General features: G+C 60.7%; 14 protein-coding genes. 5 read left to right on the forward strand and 9 right to left on the reverse strand.

Annotated elements, in window-relative coordinates; genetic code table 11:
- Window positions 1–19: 19 nt before the first annotated feature.
- Window positions 20–517 (reverse strand): hypothetical protein, encoded by a 498-nt coding sequence (locus tag AC24GY_RS08500; protein WP_487681976.1) that lies wholly within the window; start codon window positions 515–517, stop codon window positions 20–22.
- Between the two features lie 134 nt (window positions 518–651).
- On the opposite strand from AC24GY_RS08500, the gene AC24GY_RS08505 reads away from it, so the two are divergent.
- A complete protein-coding gene (locus AC24GY_RS08505) occupies window positions 652–2,733 on the forward strand; it encodes an FAD-dependent oxidoreductase (protein ID WP_487681978.1) in 2,082 nt (693 codons plus the stop codon).
- A gap of 64 nt (window positions 2,734–2,797) precedes the next feature.
- Here the strand turns inward: AC24GY_RS08505 and AC24GY_RS08510 are convergent, their stop codons facing one another.
- From AC24GY_RS08510 to AC24GY_RS08525, 4 genes are all read right to left on the reverse strand, one after another.
- Window positions 2,798–7,417, reverse strand: a complete 4,620-nt coding sequence (locus AC24GY_RS08510) for a beta strand repeat-containing protein (RefSeq protein ID WP_487681980.1) — start codon at window positions 7,415–7,417, stop codon at window positions 2,798–2,800.
- A gap of 310 nt (window positions 7,418–7,727) precedes the next feature.
- On the reverse strand, window positions 7,728–8,330 hold the full coding sequence (locus AC24GY_RS08515; RefSeq protein ID WP_422321255.1) for a flavin reductase family protein: 603 nt from the start codon (window positions 8,328–8,330) through the stop codon (window positions 7,728–7,730).
- Window positions 8,331–8,399: 69 nt separating this feature from the next.
- Window positions 8,400–9,722 carry a (Fe-S)-binding protein gene (locus AC24GY_RS08520; protein ID WP_487681982.1) on the reverse strand — a complete coding sequence of 441 codons (1,323 nt, stop codon included), beginning with the start codon at window positions 9,720–9,722 and terminating at the stop codon, window positions 8,400–8,402.
- Window positions 9,723–9,732: 10 nt separating this feature from the next.
- Complete coding sequence (locus AC24GY_RS08525; RefSeq protein WP_487682360.1) at window positions 9,733–11,127, reverse strand: FAD-binding oxidoreductase; 1,395 nt, start codon at window positions 11,125–11,127, stop codon at window positions 9,733–9,735.
- Between the two features lie 53 nt (window positions 11,128–11,180).
- On the opposite strand from AC24GY_RS08525, the gene AC24GY_RS08530 reads away from it, so the two are divergent.
- Entirely contained in the window at window positions 11,181–12,125 is a 945-nt protein-coding gene (locus tag AC24GY_RS08530; protein WP_487681983.1) for a type I phosphomannose isomerase catalytic subunit, read from the forward strand.
- A 20-nt stretch (window positions 12,126–12,145) separates the two neighbouring features.
- On the opposite strand, the gene AC24GY_RS08535 is transcribed toward AC24GY_RS08530, so the two are convergent.
- The 4 genes from AC24GY_RS08535 to AC24GY_RS08550 form a co-directional block, all read right to left on the reverse strand.
- Window positions 12,146–12,487, reverse strand: coding sequence for a hypothetical protein (locus AC24GY_RS08535; RefSeq protein ID WP_487681985.1), 342 nt, complete (start codon window positions 12,485–12,487; stop codon window positions 12,146–12,148).
- Complete coding sequence (gene hisD / locus AC24GY_RS08540) at window positions 12,484–13,770, reverse strand: histidinol dehydrogenase (RefSeq protein ID WP_487681987.1); 1,287 nt, start codon at window positions 13,768–13,770, stop codon at window positions 12,484–12,486. The genes AC24GY_RS08535 and hisD overlap by 4 nt, the downstream gene beginning before the upstream one ends.
- 134 nt (window positions 13,771–13,904) lie before the next feature.
- A complete protein-coding gene (locus AC24GY_RS08545) occupies window positions 13,905–14,084 on the reverse strand; it encodes a hypothetical protein (protein ID WP_487681989.1) in 180 nt (59 codons plus the stop codon).
- 20 nt (window positions 14,085–14,104) lie between these two features.
- Entirely contained in the window at window positions 14,105–15,061 is a 957-nt protein-coding gene (locus AC24GY_RS08550) for a hypothetical protein (protein ID WP_487681991.1), read from the reverse strand.
- Window positions 15,062–15,187: 126 nt separating this feature from the next.
- On the opposite strand from AC24GY_RS08550, the gene uvrA reads away from it, so the two are divergent.
- The 3 genes from uvrA (at window position 15,188) to AC24GY_RS08565 (ending at window position 18,571) form a co-directional block, all read left to right on the forward strand.
- Complete coding sequence (gene uvrA / locus AC24GY_RS08555) at window positions 15,188–18,049, forward strand: excinuclease ABC subunit UvrA (protein ID WP_487681993.1); 2,862 nt, start codon at window positions 15,188–15,190, stop codon at window positions 18,047–18,049.
- A gap of 62 nt (window positions 18,050–18,111) precedes the next feature.
- Window positions 18,112–18,327 (forward strand): hypothetical protein, encoded by a 216-nt coding sequence (locus AC24GY_RS08560; protein WP_487681995.1) that lies wholly within the window; start codon window positions 18,112–18,114, stop codon window positions 18,325–18,327.
- Complete coding sequence (locus AC24GY_RS08565) at window positions 18,311–18,571, forward strand: type II toxin-antitoxin system RelE family toxin (RefSeq protein WP_487681997.1); 261 nt, start codon at window positions 18,311–18,313, stop codon at window positions 18,569–18,571. The genes AC24GY_RS08560 and AC24GY_RS08565 overlap by 17 nt, the downstream gene beginning before the upstream one ends.
- The last annotated feature ends 54 nt before the right edge of the window (window positions 18,572–18,625 follow it).

Below are 18,625 nucleotides of genomic sequence, written 5' to 3' on the forward strand. Positions count from 1 at the left end.
GCCCGCTGGGAGGGAGATTTTACTGCCAGTTGCCAAAGGCATAGGGATTGTTGCCGGGTTGCTGGCCATAGCCATTGCCGGGGTAATAACTGGACTGCTGGCCGTAGCCGTAGTTTGGCCGCTGGCCATAACCATAGCCATTCTGTGGCGGGCAGCTCTGCTGGCCATAAGGCTGGTTGTAATTCGGCTGGCCGTAGCCCTGCTGGGGATACTGACGCTGGCTATTGCTCAGCATGCTGCCAGCCAGAGCACCGAGGACGCCGCCAATGGCGGCTCCTTCAAGCCCCCGATGGCGCTGATTGCCGATGATGCCGCCCGCGCCAGCACCGATGAGAGCGCCTGCGACGGTGCCGCCTGCCGAGGAGCGGCCATAGCCGCCGCCACCGCCATAGCCTTGATTGTATCCACCGTAGCCGCCACCGCCGTAACCATAACCGTAGGGATCAGCGCAGGAGGTCAGGGCGAATGTCAGCAGCAGGGTTCCAAAGGTCAGCGTGCGAACGAGGGAAGTCTTCATGAGGTGATGATGTAAATCTTGTCCTGCACTCTGACGCGTCCTTTAACGAACTATTCGATTATATTTCCGCTACATCTCCGAATGCATCCCGGCAGTTGCAAAAAACCCATGCTGCGGCTCGTTGCCAGCCCACCATGAAGCTCTTCCCTGCCCTTCTGCTTGCCACGCTCGCCGCCGTTTCCCCGCTCGGGGCGGCAGACTCCTATGACATCGTCGTCTATGGCGGCTCCTCCGGAGGAATCACGGCGGCCATCCAGGCGGCACGCATGGGCAAAACGGTGGTGCTCATCGAACCCACAAAGTTTCTCGGCGGCCTGACCACCGGCGGGCTGGGTGCCACAGACATCGGCAACAAGAAGGCCATCGGCGGCATGTCGCGTGAGTTTTACGCCAACGTCTTCAAATATTACAACGACCCGGCCAAGTGGCAGCACCAGACCCGTGAGGAATACTTTGCCAAAAAGCAGCACGGCAACACCGGCAGCGAAGACACCATGTGGACCTTCGAGCCCCATGTGGCCACGGAGATCTACGACGCCATGCTGGCCACAGTGAAGGACAAGGTCACCGTGGTTTTCAGCGAGCGCCTGGATCTGAAAAAGGGCGTGCTCAAAGAGGGCGCACGCATCACCAAGATCATCATGGAGAGCGGCCGTGCCTTTGAGGGCAAGATGTTCATCGACGCCACCTATGAGGGCGATCTGATGGCCAAAGCCGGCGTGAGCTACGCCGTGGGCCGCGAGCCAAATGCGCAGTTTGGCGAAACCATCAACGGGGTGCAGAAGGTCAAAACGATCCATCATCAGTTCATCAAGAACGTCGATCCCTATGTGAAGCCCGGCGATCCGAAGAGCGGCGTGCTGCCCGGCATTGATCCCGGCGACATCGGCGAAGATGAAAGCGGCGACCGCAAGCTGCAGGCCTACAACTTCCGCATGTGCACCACCGACGTGCCGGAAAACCGCCGTGACTGGGAGAAGCCCGCCAACTACGACGAGAAGTGGTTCGAGCTTGCCCTGCGCAATGTCGAGGCCGGTGACGAGCGCATCTCCTGGGCCCCCACCTGGATGCCCAACCGCAAGACCGACACGAACAACAACTTCGCCATCAGCACCGACTTCATTGGCCAGAATTTTGATTACCCGGACGCCGACTACGAAACCCGCGCGAAGATTTGGAAAGCCCACGAAGAATGGCAGAAGGGCCTCATGTGGACCTATGCACACCACCCCCGCGTGCCTGAAAAAATGCGCGCCGCCTTCCAAAAGCTGGGTCTGGCCAAGGATGAATTCAAGGACAACGGCAACTGGCCGCGCCAGCTCTACGTTCGCGAAGCACGCCGCATGATCGGTGGCTACGTCATGAGCGAGAAGAACTGCAAGCGCCGCGAGATCGTGGAAGACAGTGTGGGCATGGGTGCCTACAACATGGACTCGCACAACGTGCAGCGTTACATCACCAAGGAAGGTTTTGTACGCAATGAAGGCGATATCCAGATCGGCACCCGCCCCTACCCCATCAGCTACCGCAGCATCACTCCGAAGGCGGAGGAGTGTACGAACCTGCTCGTCCCCGTGTGCCTGAGCGCCACGCACATCGCCTACGGCAGCATCCGCATGGAGCCCGTCTTCATGGTCATGGGCCAGAGCTCCGCCACTGCCGCCGTGATTGCCATCGACTCCGGCAAGGACCTGCAGCAGATCGACATGGCCAAGCTCAAGGAAAAGCTCCTCGCCGACGGCCAGATGCTCGACTTTGAATCACCGCCGATGCCGGAACATGTCTCGATCAGCAAAGAAAAGCTCGGCGGCATCGTCGTCGATGACAGCGAGGCCGAACTCACCGGTTTCACGTCCGAAGGCCACACCACACCGGGCTTTGTCGGAGAAGGCTATCGTCACGATGGCGACACCGCCAAAGGCGAGCAGAAAGCCCGCTTCACCCCCAATCTGCCTGCCGCAGGTCAGTATCGCGTCGCCATCACCTACACCGCGCTTGCCAATCGTGCGGACAACGTTCCTGTCATCATCCACCATGCCGATGGCGAAGCCACAGTGGTCGTGAACCAAAAGAAGAAAGCCCCTGACAAAGACGTTCTGCTTCCCTTGGGCACCTACCGTTTTGAAAAAGGTAAAACCAGCTGGCTCGAAATCCGTAACGAAGGCACCAAGGGCCACGTCATCATTGACGCGGCGCAGTGGATGCCGGCGAAGTGAGTGGATCGATTTTATAAGGAAGGCAGGAACCAGCTTGGTTTCCTGCTTTCCTCATTCCTGGCTCTTACATGCGGCGGCGATGCAGAACTATCGCGAGGGTGGCGAAGAGAAGCAGCAATGCACGGGAGGGTTCGGGGACGGCAACGATGAGGACACCAGTGGTGAAGAGTTCGGACGTATCCCAGATCAGCCCTGCTGTCAGCGTGGGCAGATCATACTGAATGGTGGTGACGGACACAGGGCCGGTCAGGTCAGACCAGTCGAAGAGCCGCCATTGATCGCCTTCTGCCCAGCCGGTCATGTCGTTGGGATTCGAAACTCGCAGCAGTGTGTCCGCATCCAGACTCACGGCACCGGAAATGATGGCGCGGTCGGCCGCAGCGGCGTTGCCGGTGTTGTCCCCCTGCCCGGCTCCGGAGAAGAGATCAAAGTTCAGGACAGAGGCTGCTGAAAAACTAAGAACACCTGTGCCGGAGGTTTTAATGGTGAGCGTGCTGACCGCCGACGGAATTCCCCCAGGCAGCTCCGTGCCGATCTGCAAGGTGCCGCCTGTCAGAGTCACGCTTTGATCCGCGCCCGGGGCAACGCGCCCGCTGCCGCCAAATACCGCGCCGGACTGGACTGAGACCGCCCCCTGCCCGGTGCCTGAGCCAGTGGCAGTGGTCACAAGCAGGGTGCCTTGAGTCACCGTCGTACCGCCGCTGTAAGTGCTGTTCCCGGTGATGATCCAGGTGCCCGTTCCAACTTTTTCGATCTTACTGGTGATGCTGACGTTGACGTCCGGCAGACTGACGATCTCATTGGCTCCGGTGTTGGTGCCCCCAAGGCGCAGCACGCGCTGCACAGGGTTGCTGCCTGCGGCGGTGAAGGGAGAGGTGAATTTGACCGTGCCTGTTCCGGTGTTTTCCAGAACTGCGGTCACTGAGATCACATCGGTGGCCACGTCGGCGTTGCTGATGTTGATCGGGCGGTTGGTCACGGAGTCGGTGTCTCCAATATAGCGCAGTGTGGCCAGCACATTGTAATTCTGTGCGGAGGTGGTGGCCGTGGCCATGTCGATGATGCTGGTGGCGCTGTTGTAGTCGCCAGTGCCTAGCGAACTGGCCTGCCCCCGGTCCGCGAGCGAGGTGACTTCGATGGTGTTCTGCAGCAGGGTGGTCTTGCCCCTGTAGGTGTTCGCCGCGCCCAGCTGCAGGGTGCCAAGCGAGATGGTCAAATTGAGGTTGTTTTCGTTCGTGCCTGAGCCGCCGATGAAGCCACTGCGAAAATCGAAAGTACCTGAGACGTAGTGCAGGAAGGTGCTGAGGCCGGTGGTTCCGCCCACGACCGCATTGTTCGAGCCTGTGCCTTCCGTGCGCAGCCCGCCATACTGGGTGACGGCGTAGCCGGTCGAGGTGCTGCCGAGGATCAGCTTTCCGCTGGTGCTGCCGCTGCCCAACGTGAAGGTGGTGCCGTAGTAAATGGCATAGCTGATGGAGGAACTGGTGGTTTTGACGAGTTGCAGCGCGCCATCCTGAATCCGCGTGGCGCCGGAATAATCTCCGGTGGTGTAGCTGGTATCGTACTCGTAAATGACCGTGCCTGCGCCGGTCTTGGTCAGGGCTGTACCTACAACGGTGCCGCCTGAGTTGGTGGTGTTTAAAATGCGGCTGCGGATGGTCAGGGGGGCGTCCAGGTTGTTCTGAAAGATGGTCAGCTCTGTGGAGCCCACCGCCGCGCGTATGCCACCACCGGTGATCGTCGTGAGATTCGCGCCGACATTGGGCGTGACCAAAATGCCCCCGAGGGTGAGGACGACAGAGCTGGCGTCCTGCGTGAGGGTCGTGGCCTGGGATTGATTGAAACGCAGACTGCCGATGCTGGTGCTCGCGCTCAGTGTCGTGGCGGTAATGCCCGAGGCTATGTCCGCATTGTCAGCCAGAGTGGTGGCGGTGCTCAGCGTATAACCGCTGATGCTGGAGAGCCCCACAAAAAAGCGCAGTCCGGAAACCGCCGCCGTGGTGGCCGCCCAGTCATCCAGCCCAACCGTGGCAAACGCGACGCCACCGGCGCCGGTGACCAGGGCATTGTCTGCGCCGCTTGTTGTTTTGATGGAGCCAAGAGTCGGCAGATCCAGACGCAGCGTGCCTCCCACCACCGTGCGGGAGATGGCGCCAAAGGTGATGTCCATGCTGCCAGTGCCAGATGATACCGCCGTGATGCGCGAAGAACCGCTGGCGATTGTCAGCGTGCCGAGAGCCTGACTGCTGGCACCGTCCACCTTGCCCGTGGTCTTGAACGTGCCACCGCCCAAAGTCAGAGTACCTACGGTGCTGCTGAGGGTGACATTGGTGTAGAGCATGTTAGCCGCTGGTGCGTCCGCTGCGCTGAAGTCCAGATGCAGCACCCCGTTGTTCACGGTGGTGATGCCGGTGGCCGTGCTGGTGCCCATCAGTGTCAGTGTACCGCTGCCTTCCTTGGTGAGAATGCCCGAGGTGGCTGTGATGGCCCCATGCACCTCAAAGTTGCCGCTGCCTGAGAAGGTGTAACTGGTGGCACCGATCTGCGCGGTGATGCCGCCCGCAAGAATGAGCGTACCGCTGTCGGAGCCAAACCGTGTGGTGGACTGGATGCGCACCGTGGGCGTGATCGTATTGATGCCGCTGAGATTGCGGATGGCTCCGTCCAAGGCGATGCCATGGCCGTTGGCCTGGATCGTTTCGTTCAAGGTGATGCCACCAGAGAGGTTCAACGACGCGCCGGTCATGGTTTTGGTAATGCCGGTCGAGCCCGTGGTGCCGAGAGCATTGCTGTCACGCACTTCCAACACGCCGCTGTCCACCGTCACCACACCGCTGAAGGTGTTCGCTGCGGCAAGCACCGTGCGTCCGACGCCATTGATCTGGAGGCTGACACTGCCGCTGCCATTGTTGGCGATGGAGGCATTGATGGTCAGTGCGTTCGAGGTGGACATGTTGGTCAGCAGCAGCTGCCCGGCGGCATTGTCCACGCCACCGGCTATGAGAAAACTGCCGTCTCCGAGCGATCCAACCGCCAGCGCCTGGGCACCCTGAATGATCTGCACGCCGCCACTGTCGGCGAGCCGCAGTGTTTTGCCCGCCAGATCAAGCTGACGCACGTTGCCGGTGTCGGTCATGGAAAGTGTGGCCAGATCCGTCACCCCGGCGGTGAACGATACGGCACCGGTGGAGGAACCTGAAATTTGCAGGTTGGCAGTTGTCGTGTAGCCCGGCAGCACGCTGACGTTTGCACCTGTCTGATAGACAAGATCTCCGGCAAACACGCCGACCACCCCGTCGGTCAGACCTGCCCATCCTCCGACACGACCATCCCCACTGCGATAGGTGGCCCAGGCGCCCACCAGACCCTGGGTGGCACCGCCGACGCTGCCGGTGATCTGCCCTGTCACTGGAGCCGTGATGGCAAGCACGGCACTACCCGTGCGGGTGATGTCGCCCAGGTCAACGCTCATGCTGCCGCCAAAGCCCGACACGAGCGTGATCGCTGTGGCGCTCTGCTGCACGCTGAGGCTGCCGAACGTCTGGCTGTTTGCCTTGCCTGCGGCACCGACGAGCTGCAGCTCCGTGCGTGTGGTCAGGCCTCCCAGAAGCTGCAGCGCTCCTGCCGTTGTGCCATGATACAGCATGTCTTGAGTCGATGCCGTCGCGGCGGTGAAGTCCAGAATGTTCACCCCGCCTTCGGTGCCTGCGTTTTCGGAAGTACTGACGTAGCTGAGAGCACGCCCCAAGACGGTGGCTCCCGTGTAGGTGCTGGGAGCAGCGTAGGTCAGAGTCAGCGGCTGCAGTGTGTTGACGGGTGCATAGGCGGTGCGGCTGAAACTCCAGCTGCCGCCCGTCTCGCCGATGCCGCCGCTAATCGTGGTGTTGACCGTGTTGATGTGCGTATGAAAACGGGCGTCACCGCTGAGAGTGATGGCCCCGCTGAAGGTGGAGTTGGAGGCGTCCACGCGAACCGCGCCGTAATTGGCGGCCCCCACGCCGGCAATGGTGAGCGCCGTGGTGTAAGTGCCGGTGCCTGTGGGATTGAAGATGGAGTAGGTCTTCACATCAATGCTGCTGAGGCTGCTGATGTAGGTGGGGAGGCCAACGCTGAGATAGATGCCGCCGGTGGCTCCGGCTGCGCTGCTCAATGTGAGCGTGCCAGTGAGATCAGGATTCACCGAACTGATGCGCACAAAAGCGGTGGTGGAACCACCCGATTTCTGAAAGGTGAGATTGCTGCCTTTGAGCAGTGACGTGAAGGTGATCCACTGGCCGCCCGTGCTGCCGCCAGAGGCTGCATTGGCAATGCTCACCATCCCCCCCTCACCGAAATTGAGCGTGCCCCCTGTAAACGCATGAGCAGTGGTCCCAAGTGGAGTCCCCAGTGGATCGAAGATCATTCCTGCCAGCTTGATCTCACCGTCTAGAGTGAGTGTACCGCCCGAGGTGCTGGAGGTGTAGCCAAACTCGGCGATGGCCAGCCCGCTGTTGTCCCAGGCGCTGTAGGTGCTCGTGCTGCTTTTGTACCAGCGCAAATTGGTGCTGACACTTCCGTCCGTGCTCCAGTTGCCGCCGCCATTTTGAAGGCCCGCCGTGGCAAGGTCGCCGTCGAACTGATAGGTCTGCGCTCCAGCCAAAGACGTCATCAACAACAGGCTCAGGAATACTGGGAGTCGTTTCATGTGAGTGTGTGTGTGATCCCCCTCCCGACACTTGGCCGTGGACTTCCATGACCAGCATGGAGCTGTTCTTCGATTCAAGTTTCAGGGGGGACTTTATGCCTGAGCATCAGCCGTGCCCAGCACGTACCCCCTCCGCAATCTCGGCACAATAGTACCACCTTATGCGTCTGCTGTTTTGGTTATGGGTGAATGAATTTTTCACCCGCTAAAGGAGCGGCTTACCTCTGAGAAAAACAGTCCCCAAAATCACCTCTGCCACGATGCTTGCGTGCGAAAAAAGTCACTCGGCTGTTTCATTTCAAACAGGGCCTTACTTCGGCCTCTTCAGCTCAAACATATCCTGTGTCCGGCAGTACCAGTTGGGACTCTGCATGCGACCGATGGGATGATAGTTCCCGGGCTTCACCAGCCACGTTTCAGGATCCAGAATACCATCGCGCACATGCACGCGCAGCACTTCGCCAATGATCAGTCGGTTGTCGCCGATCTCGATGATGCTGTGGCTGCGGCATTCAAAGCTGGCGGGCGCTTCCGCAATTCGTGGCGGCTTCACCACGCTGCTCGGCAGGGCCGTGAGTCCGGCATGCAGCAATTCATTCTCACCCGGTGGCAGCGTGGCCGCACAGAGATTCATTTTCTCGGCGAGCGCTTCATCGACGAGGTTCACGACAAACTCGTGCGTCAGGCGGATGTTACGCGCGGTGTCCTTCGGCACGCCCGCAGAGCGATCTCCCGGACAAAAGCCGACGATCGGCGGAGAATCCCCCAGCACGTTGAAGAAACTGAACGGTGCCGCATTCACACGCCCTTCGAGATCAACAGTGGTCGTCAAGGCAATCGGACGCGGAGTGACAAGTCCGGCGAGAATCATGTAAGCGTCTTCGCTCAGGGGGCCAGTAAGATCGAGTTCCATGGGGATTGGGATTATCAAGGTGCCGGGGTCTCCTGACCCCGGTGGGAATCAAGAGCTTCCCATACCTTGTTACGAAGCAGATTCAGCAGCGGACTCGGCACGATACGCTTTCGCCAGCAAAGTCACCGGCTGCGTCACTTCGTGGCAGGGATGACTGCCACAAGCGCGCAGCCCATTGGCGATCTGCAAATGACATCCAGGATTGCTCGTGGCAACCACAGGCGCCCCAGCCTGGCGCAGGTTCGCGACTTTGCGGTCCAGCAGCTTCTGGCTCTGCTCAGGCTGGGTGATGTTGTAGATGCCCGCGCTGCCGCAGCACCAGTTCGACTCCGGCAGCTCCTTGAACACAAGCCCCGGAATGCTGTTCAGAATCTGCCGTGGCTGTGACACGACCTTTTGACCATGGCACAGGTGGCAGCTTTCATGATACGTCACCTCCCCCACACCGGCACCTGCGGTGGGTTTGCGGAAGCGAATCTGCACGAGCCATTCGTGGATGTCCTTCACCTTCTTGTCCCACTGCTTGGCTTTTTCCGCATAGAAAGGATCATCATGCAGCAGATGACCATAAGTCTTCAAATGCGATCCGCAGCCGCCAGCATTGGTGATGATGGCATCGATATGATCGAGATCAAAGCTGTCGATCTGCCTGCGGGCCAGCTCGCGCGCGAGTTCAAGCTCGCCATTGTGCGCGTGCAATGATCCGCAGCAGCTTTGCGAACGCGGAGTGATGACTTCGCAGCCATTCGCCAGCAGGACATCCGCAGTGTCGCGATTGATGTTCGAAAACGCCAGATCCTGGATGCAACCCGTGAGCAAACCCACACGGTAGCCTTTGCTCTGCTGCGGCACTTCCTCCGGCCAGATCAGGTCATCGGAGAACTTCTCCGCGATCTTCGGCGTCTGCGGCTCCAGCTTTTTCAGCGAGGACGGCATGAGCCCGAAGAAGCGCACCTTTCGCATCAGCTTTTCCAAACCGGTGCTTTGGTAGATGCGAAGCACGCGTCCGATCAGACGCAGCAACCAGGGACGCATGAAGATGACATTCAGCGAGAGCCAGCGCCAGAAGTCGCGCTGCATGCCGTCATTCACCTGCGCCTGCTCGACTTCAGCGCGCGCCGTTTCAAACAGCTCCGCATAGTTCACTCCCGCCGGACACGCCGTCTGGCAGGCGAGACATCCCAGGCAGTAGTACATTTCATCGGAGAGCGCCCTGGTAACCTCCAGGTTGCCGTCCGCCACCGCACGCATGAGCGAGATGCGTCCCCGCGGGCTGTTGCGCTCCATTTTTGTCTCCACATAGGTGGGACACGTCGGCAGGCACATGCCGCAGTGCATGCACTGCTGCAGCACGGAATAGTCGATGGATTTGAGGAGATTGGCAGATGGCATGATCAGTTCCTCAATCAAAAATCTTCCCGGGGTTCAGCAGGCCCTGGGGATCGAGGGCTTGTTTGATGCTGCGCATGAGTTCGTAGCTGCCTTCACCGAGCTGGCGTCTGAGGAAGCCTTTTTTGGCGAGGCCGACACCGTGCTCACCAGTAACAGTGCCGCCGAGGCGGATGGTTTCATCCACAATTTCTTCGAGCGCGATTTCAATGCGGTGCATCTCCTCATGATCGCGTTCATTGGTGAGGAAGGTGGGATGCAGGTTGCCATCGCCCAGATGGCCGAAAGTGCCGATCTGCAGCTTGTGCTTCTTCGCCACGCTGTCGATGAAGGCGACCATCGTGGCGAGTTCGCTACGCGGCACGGTCACGTCTTCGAGGATCGTCGTGGGCCGCACACGGGCAAGCGCAGAGAATGCATTGCGGCGCGCGGCGGCGAGCTTGGCGCCTTCCGCCTCATCCGCAGCAGCGCGAACATCGCGAGCGCCGTTGGCTGTGGCGAGCGCCATCATCTGCGCAGCTTCTTCTTCGACAACGACGGGATGCCCGTCGGTCTCCATCAGCACCAGCGCCTCCACATCCGTGGGAAGGCCGATCTTGGCATAATCTTCGACGCACTGCACCGTGACGCGATCAAGGAACTCCAGCGTGCAGGGGATGATCTTGGCGGCGATAATGGCCGAGATCGTCTTGGCAGCAGCGTCCATCGAATCATACAGCGCCAGCATCGTTTTGCGCGCCTTGGGCCGAGGCAACACTTTCAGGATGACTTCCGTGATGATGCCGAGGGAGCCTTCGCTGCCGATGAAGAGGTCCTTCATGGAGTAACCCGCCACGTCTTTGACGCACTTGTTGCCAAGGAAGGTCAGCGTGCCGTCGGGCAGCACGACTTCCATGCCCATGACGTAATCACGCGTGACGCCATACTTCAGCCCGCGCAGGCCGCCCGAGTTTTCGGCCACATTGCCACCAATGGTGGAGATCTTCATCGAGCCAGGGTCTGGCGGATAAAACAGGCCCACCTTCGCTGCGGCGTCGTCGATCTCCTTGGTGATGACACCGCTCTGCGCCCGCACCGTGAGGTTTTTTTCATCAACCTCGATGAGTTTGTCCATCTTCACGAGGCAGATCACCAGACAGCCTGCCAGCGGCACGCTGCCACCGCTCAATCCGGTGCCTGAGCCACGGGTGACCACGGGGACGTCGTTTCTGCGAGCGAGTTTGACGCATTCGGACACTTCCTCGGCGGTCAGCGGAAAAACGACCGCACCGGGACGCTGCTTGAGGGCGGCGGTTCCATCGAAACTGTAAGGCACAATGTCCTCCGCTGAGGTAAGTACTCTATCCGGAGCTAGGATTTCCTTCAGAGAGTGAATAAAGGGGGCTTCAATTTGGTTCACGGCGGGCATTCTGGCGAGTTCGAGGTAGAGCGTCAACGCGGGCTGTGGTTGATTATGATCACATGAAATTCAATCACCTCATTCGTTTCACACCCATTTATCAAAGCCGCGTCTGGGGTGGCCGCCGCATGGAGACCCTCCTGGGGGCCGCACTGCCGGATGCCACCACTCCCTTTGGTGAAGCCTGGACGGTGTGCGACCGCCCTGAGGCCCCGAGTGTGACGGCGGATGGCGTGACTCTGCATGAGCTGTGGACGAACCACCGCGAGGCTGTGTTTGGCAAAACCCTCCTAAAATCCACCAGCCCCGCCTTCCCGCTGCTGATGAAGATTCTCGATGCCTGCGATGATCTCTCGATCCAGGTGCATCCGCCCGCAAGCATGGCCGAGGAACTGAAAGGCGAGCCGAAAACGGAGATGTGGTACATCGCCCATGCAGATCCGGGTGCGAAGATCTACGCCGGTCTGAAACCGGGAGCGACGCGCGCGGATTTCGAAACCGCGCTGAAAAACGGCACGGTGTCTGATGTCGTGCATGTGATCGAGGCACGCACGGGCGACTGCCTTTTCATCCCAAGCGGCCGCGTCCATGCCATCGGCGCAGGATTGCTGATCTATGAAATCCAGCAGAACAGCGACACAACGTATCGCGTCTTCGACTGGAACCGCGTCGGGCTGGATGGCAAACCGCGCGCGCTGCATGTGCAGGAGTCCATGCAGAGCATCGACTTCACGGATTTCGAGCCCGGCGTGCAGCAGGTCCAGTCCAACGGCACGCTTGTGAACTGCGAGTATTTCAACGTCAAAGTGCTCAGCGGCTCAAAGCAGGCAGGTATCCCAGGCGAAAGCCTCACCATCGCCGTTGTCAGCGGCAAGATCACCGTCGGCGGCACGACTCTCAAAGCAGGAGACTTCGCCCTCGTTCCCGCCACCCTCGCCTCCCCCTCACGTTTGGTGAAGCCCGCAGACGCGGAAAGTCAGTGGCTGGAGATCCGCGTGCCTGTGTGATTCAGCCGGGCATTCCCGCCCTACTGTTTGACCGCCGGCACTTCGGCTTTCTTGACCTCAGGCACAGGCTGCTCGGCGGGCTTGGTCGCAGCAGGTGCGGCCACCTTCTTCGTTTCTGCCGCAGGCTTTTCGACCTTCTCGCTCTTTTTGACCTCAGGGTCTGTTGGTGTACTGGGCACGGCGATGAATTTGGCCTTCTCCGGATCCATCTTCGGCAGCTTCCCCTGCGGCACAGGCGGCAGTTTTTTCTCCGGAGCTGGCTTGGGAGCGGCCGCAGCAGACTTAGCCTTGGGCTCAGGTTGAGGAGCCTCCTTGCCACAGGCAACGAGCAGCAGAGCGATCAGGCACAAGCGGTGGTTCATGAGGCACGAATGGACACCGAACGCGCGTGCGCATCAAGCCCCTCAACTGCGCTGATCGCGCTGACGATGGGGTCGGACTTGGCACAGCTCTCGCGATCCAGCCGGATGATGCTGGTGCGGCGCTGAAACATGTCCGCCGTGATGCCCGGGAAGGATTTGCCAGAGCCGCCGGTGGGCAGCGTGTGGCTGGGACCAGCGAGGAAATCGCCGACGGCGACCGGCGAATGATTGCCCAGGAAGATGGCACCCGCCGTGCGAATGAGCGGCAGGATGGCATCTTCACGCGTGGAGATGAGCGTGAGATGCTCTGGGGCAAAGTCGTTCGCTAGACGCGCTCCGTCCTCCAAACTGGGGATGAGCATGAGAAAGACACCTTTCTCCAGCACCGGCAAGAGCTGGGCCTGACGGCTGAGCGTTTGAGACTGCTCCCCGACCTGCGCAACCACCGCATCAAGCAGTGCGGCATCATCCGTGAGGAAACCCGCCATGCTGTCCTTGCCATGCTCAGCCTGCGCGAGGATGTCCGCAGCGATGAAGGCAGGGTTGCCTGACTTGTCGGCGAGGATGAGCACTTCGCTGGGGCCAGGCAGTAGATCAATGGAGACGACGCCAAAAGACTGGCGCTTGGCCTCGACCACGTAGCTGTTTCCGGGACCAAAGATTTTGACCACCGGACGAATCGTGGCGGTGCCAAAAGCAAGCGCCGCAATGGCCTGCGACCCGCCGATTTTATAGACCTCGGTGGCTCCCGCGAGCTTCAGCGCAGCCAGCAACCCCGGATTCACCGTGCCGTCGCGTCCGCAGGGTGTGCAGACGACGATCTCCGGCACGCCAGCCGCAGCGGCAATGGCGACGGTCATGATGGAGGTGGAGACCAGTGGCGCAGTGCCTCCCGGCACGTAGCAGCCCACGCGCTCAAAGGGATGAAAGACTTCACCCACCGTAGCGCCCTGCTCATTGGTGAATTCCCAGCCCTGGCGCATGCTGCGCTGGGCAAAGGCCGACACATTGCGGTGGGAGGATTCGAGGGCGCGCTTGAAGGTGGGATCGGCGGCCTCCCAGGCAGCATCCAGTTCTGCCTGCGGAACGCGCATTTGCTCAGCGGTGAGCTTGGCTCCGTCAAATTTCTCCGTGAGTTCCAGCACGGCGGCATCACCTCGCTCGCGCACGGCCTTGATGACACCAGCGACGACCTCACGTACGGCATCGCTGGCCTCAGCACGGCGGTTGAGGGCGGCGGCGGCGGTGGCGTAGTCGGGATCGGTGTGGCGGATGATCTTCATCGGGTAAGTTTACGTGCCAAGAGAGGAGGCAGAGTCAAGGATTCAAGAGAGCCAGGGGGGGACCTAGCGCCAAACAACATGCATGACATCAGGCCACCTCAAGGCGGGACTGCGAAATAATCGGGAGGCTTCGGTCAGTCCCCATCAGCTTCTGCGCCAAAGTCGTCTGGAGCCTCACCGGCACCAGCATCATCCCAGTGCTCGTTCGGATAGTTGCTGCGGCTTGCCCGCGAAGTCCTATGCCGTTTCTCATGGAAATACGATGCGAGAGCAATGCCCGCCATGAGGCCGATGATGACAAGAAAAATCACCATCGGATCTGTCCTCCACAGGTTTACGGCACCACTTCACCGGAGCCGGTGTACACCCATTTCTCCACACGGCCGTTTTTAATGCGGGCCTGGGCTTCGGTCTCAAACTTGCCAAACATGGTCTGCGTTTCGTATTTCACGTTCACAGTCCAGTATTCGGCGCCGTCGATTTTTTCCTGCGTGGGATCGCTCCAGGACTTGATGTTGTCGGGCTTGATTTCGGTGACCTCGCCGGCCTTCATGCTGGCAAGGAGCAGCGGGTAGGAGCCGTCGGCATCTTTGGTAGGCTTGTCATTGCTGCTGCTTCCGCCACCTGTGGAGGCGGCAGGGGCGTTTTTGGCGCGCTCAGCAGCGGCAAGGCGGTAGGCGTGGGCTTTGCGGGCGTTCTCGGTCTGGACGACCTTCACCTGCTCATAGGCGGCAGTGAACACCTCCTTGAAGTCGGTTTCATCCATGGCGACGAGGCCGCGCATCGGAGAACCTGCGGAGGCTCCCACCACGAGGTTGGTGCCTTCCTGGCCCATCACGAAGATTTTGGTGCCCGCCTTGAAGGTGGTGGCTGCAGTGGCCTTGCCCATCTGCATCTTCAGTTCCAGATCCTTCTTCATGGTCACCTGCTTGGGCGTGTTGAAGAAGCCCTTCGGCACCACGGCCCAGTTCTGGGTCAGCTCATCCACAGGTGGAAACACGGGAGCGACGAAGGCATTCGGGTCCACCGGCGGCGGCTCGGGGACCTTGGGCATCTCAGGTTTCGGCTCCTCGGGCTTCATCTCCGGCTTCGGTGCAGGCGCCTCCATGACGATCTTTGGCTCCTTTTTGACCGGCTTCGGCGCGGGAGCCACGGCCACCTCTTTCTTGGGCTCCTCCTTTTTAGGAACGTGCTTGGTGAACTTCATGGCATCAGCAAAAGGCGGATACACATACTCGTAGGAGACGTAACCGACGGCGATGGCCAGGGCGATGACAATAAGAGGTTTCATGACAGTGGAGGAGTCTAGGAGAGAGGCCGGAAATAATCAACCGCCCTCATGCACCATTCTGGAAACGGGCCAGCCGGGGTTTTCTTGGGCTTGATCTCCCCTGCCCCACGCGGCTTGTGTAGGCCCATGCCTAAAGACGTGATCCGCGTGCGAGGTGCACGGCAGCACAACCTCCAAAACATCGACGTGGACATCCCGCGGCACCAGCTCGTGGTCCTGACCGGCGTCAGCGGCAGCGGGAAGTCATCGCTGGCGTTCGACACCCTCTTTGCCGAAGGCCAGCGCCGCTACGTGCAGAGCCTCTCCGCCTACGCCCGGCAGTTCCTAGGCCAGATGCAGAAGCCGGACGTGGATTTCATCGAGGGTCTGTCCCCGGCGGTGGCCATCGAGCAGGTGCATTCCAATCCGAACCCGCGCAGCACCATCGCTACGGTCACGGAAATCTACGACTACCTCCGCGTCCTCTACGCCGTGGCAGGCCAGCCCTACGACCCCAGCACGGGTGAAAAGCTGCACCGCAGCACCCCGCCGGAGATCGCCGACAAAGTGCTGGCTCTGGGTGAAGGCACCCGCGTCATGGCCCTCTCCCCCCAGCCACCGGCCAGCGGCGCGGACACCCGCACCTTGTTTGAAAAGCTCAAGCGTCAGGGCTTCGTCCGCGTGCGACTGAACGGCACGGTGGTGGAGCTGGAGGATTCCCTCAAGCTGGAGGACGCCGAAACGCAGCAGGTGCAGATCGTCATCGACCGCCTCGTGGTGCGCGCCGACTCCCGCCAGCGCCTCATGGAGGCCATCGAAAGCTCACTCCACTGGAACGAGCGCGAGGTGCAGTTCCTCGTGAACCTCGATGGCAGCGAGGAAATCCTCAGCTACACCACCGCCTTTGCCAATCCCCGCACCGGCTATGTGATCGAGCGCCTGACTCCGCAGCATTTTTCCTTCAATACCCACCTCGGCGCCTGCCCCGTCTGCGAAGGCACCGGCACCACGCCCACACCAGATCCCACCCTGCTGGTGCCGGACGAGTCTAAATCGCTGAACGATGGCGCGATCAAAGCCTGGTGGGCGCGCCACCCGAAGGTGAAGCAGATTTTCAATCAAAGTATCGAGGCCCTGGCCAAGCACTTCGGCGCCGCGATGGACGTTCCCTTTCAAGACCTCCCGCAGGACTTCAAACACGCGCTGTTCCATGGCACCGGCGCTGCGCCCATCAGCACCGGCTGGAAGAAGACGGATAACAAACGCAGCGTCGCCAAGCCCTTCGAAGGCTTGCTGCCCGAAATCGCCCGCATGTATCAGAACGCCGAAAGCGATGTGCTGCGCGCCGCCCTCACGCGCCTGATGAATCCACAGTCCTGCACGACCTGCGGGGGCATGCGCTTGAAGCCGGAATCGCTGGCGGTCAAGCTGCGTGCTCAGGACAAAGAGCTGAATATCCATGACTTCACCGCCCTGCAAACCCGCGATGCCCTGCAATGGATGCGTGAGCTGGAAGTGACCGAGCAGCAGAAAGCCTATGTAGGCGAGCTCCAACGCGAAATCTCCAAACGCATCGAGTTCCTGGAGCAGGTCGGCCTCGGCTACCTCGCTCTGAACCGCGAGAGCGGCACTCTGTCCGGCGGCGAGATGCAGCGCATCCGCCTCGCCTCGCAGATCGGAGCCGGACTTGCGGGTGTGCTCTATGTGCTGGATGAGCCCAGCATCGGCCTGCATCCCAGCGACAACGAGCGCCTCATCCAGACCCTGCTGCGCCTGCGTGATCTCGGCAACACCGTGCTCGTCGTGGAGCATGACGAGGCCACCATGCGCGCCGCCGATTACATCATCGAACTCGGCCAAGGAGCCGGACAGCTCGGCGGCAAAATCACCGCTCTGGGCACGCCCGCGGAGATCGCCGCGAATCCAAATTCCATCAGCGGCGGCTACTTGAGCGGCAGAGTTCGCATCGAGGCCAAGGCACTGCCCCAGACCCTGCTCACAGAGTCTTTGGGACCGCGCTCCAAGCACTCTCTCACCATCCACGGCGCCACCGAGCACAACCTGCGCAACGTCACCGCCGCCTTCCCCCTCGGCAGCTTCACCTGCGTCACCGGCCCCTCCGGCAGCGGCAAATCTACCCTTGTCGATGACATCCTCATGCGCGCCCTGCGCCGCCACTTTTACGATGCCAAGGACATCCCCGGCACTCACGAAAAAATCACCGGCCTGGAACACCTCGACAAAGTCGTCGTCATCGATCAGTCGCCCATCGGCCGCAGCCCGCGCTCCAATCCCGCCACCTACACCGGTGCCTTTGGCCCCATCCGCGAACTCTTCGCCCAACTGCCGCTGGCCCGCATGCGCGGCTACGACGCCGGGCGCTTCAGCTTCAACACCCCCGGCGGCCGCTGTGAAAAATGCGAAGGCGATGGCGTCATCAAAATCGACATGCACTTCCTCGCCGATGTCTATGTCACCTGCGAATCCTGCAAAGGCCGCCGCTACGGCGCGGAGACGCTGGAGATCACCTTCAAAGGCAAGAACATCGCTGATGTACTCGACATGACCGTCAGCGAAGCCGTCCGCTTCTTTGATCGCAGCACCAGCATCGGCCCCAAGCTGCGCACGCTGGAGGAAACCGGCCTCGGCTACATCCGTCTCGGACAAAGCGGAGCCTCCCTCTCCGGTGGTGAAGCCCAGCGCATCAAGCTCAGTGCCGAACTCGCCAAACGCAGCACCGGCCGCACCCTCTACGTCCTCGACGAACCCACCACAGGCCTCCACAGCGCCGACATTCAAACGCTCCTCGGCGTCCTCCTCCGCCTGCGCGATGCCGGCAACACTCTCATCGTCATCGAACACCACATCGACGTCATCCGCTGCGCCGACTGGATCATCGACCTCGGCCCCGGCGGCGGCACCGAAGGCGGGTACATTTTGGCCACCGGCACTCCCAAGCAGGTGGCCGCGAATGAGAAGAGCGTGACGGGTCGGTTTTTGCAGCAGTGAGGAGTGTCGCACGCCCTAATCTCTCCCTTGCCATGATTGCCGCTGAAAGGCATAATGCAGGCATGTCTTCCGCCCAACTTGCCCAAGCCGTGCGATTGCTGCCACCTGCGGAGCATCATGCCTTCCTTGACGCCCTGCTGGCCTTCGACGCTGACGCTATTCGCGAACGTTTGGAGGATCTGGATGACATCCGCGATGCGCGCAACGTGCTCCAGGAAGAAACGGCATGGACCCCTTGGGAGAAAGTGAAGGAGGAACTGCGTGACGTGGCAGGTTAGACTGAGCAATCAGGCGCGGAAATTTCTGCGCGATCTACGCGACGCTCGACTGCGTGAACGCCTTGAAAGGGAGATCGACGCCCTCGCAATCAATCCACGCCCACCGGGCATGAAGCAGCTCACCGCCAGCGACGGCATCCATCGTGTGCGAGTCGGTGACCACCGCATTCTTTACGCGGTGAAAGATGCCGAACTGCTGGTGCTTGTGGTGAAGATCGCACATCGGCGTGAGGTGTACCGATGAAGCACATGCGCTCACTGCGTCCTATATGAATGATCCTTGATAACCTATGGCTGA

It is taken from the genome of Prosthecobacter sp. Pr1, assembly GCF_057652315.1.

Excerpts from the sequence above, each read along its gene's own strand:
- AC24GY_RS08520 (WP_487681982.1), bottom strand. The coding sequence starts at position 9,722 with ATGCCATCTGCCAATCTCCTCAAATCCATCGACTATTCCGTGCTGCAG.
- AC24GY_RS08560 (WP_487681995.1), top strand. The coding sequence starts at position 18,112 with ATGTCTTCCGCCCAACTTGCCCAAGCCGTGCGATTGCTGCCACCTGCG.
- AC24GY_RS08510 (WP_487681980.1), bottom strand. The coding sequence starts at position 7,417 with ATGAAACGACTCCCAGTATTCCTGAGCCTGTTGTTGATGACGTCTTTG.
- AC24GY_RS08500 (WP_487681976.1), bottom strand. The coding sequence starts at position 517 with ATGAAGACTTCCCTCGTTCGCACGCTGACCTTTGGAACCCTGCTGCTG.
- AC24GY_RS08530 (WP_487681983.1), top strand. The coding sequence starts at position 11,181 with ATGAAATTCAATCACCTCATTCGTTTCACACCCATTTATCAAAGCCGC.
- AC24GY_RS08505 (WP_487681978.1), top strand. The coding sequence starts at position 652 with ATGAAGCTCTTCCCTGCCCTTCTGCTTGCCACGCTCGCCGCCGTTTCC.
- uvrA (WP_487681993.1), top strand. The coding sequence starts at position 15,188 with ATGCCTAAAGACGTGATCCGCGTGCGAGGTGCACGGCAGCACAACCTC.
- hisD (WP_487681987.1), bottom strand. The coding sequence starts at position 13,770 with ATGAAGATCATCCGCCACACCGATCCCGACTACGCCACCGCCGCCGCC.
- AC24GY_RS08545 (WP_487681989.1), bottom strand. The coding sequence starts at position 14,084 with ATGGTGATTTTTCTTGTCATCATCGGCCTCATGGCGGGCATTGCTCTC.
- AC24GY_RS08535 (WP_487681985.1), bottom strand. The coding sequence starts at position 12,487 with ATGAACCACCGCTTGTGCCTGATCGCTCTGCTGCTCGTTGCCTGTGGC.
- AC24GY_RS08515 (WP_422321255.1), bottom strand. The coding sequence starts at position 8,330 with ATGGAACTCGATCTTACTGGCCCCCTGAGCGAAGACGCTTACATGATT.
- AC24GY_RS08550 (WP_487681991.1), bottom strand. The coding sequence starts at position 15,061 with ATGAAACCTCTTATTGTCATCGCCCTGGCCATCGCCGTCGGTTACGTC.
- AC24GY_RS08525 (WP_487682360.1), bottom strand. The coding sequence starts at position 11,127 with ATGCCCGCCGTGAACCAAATTGAAGCCCCCTTTATTCACTCTCTGAAG.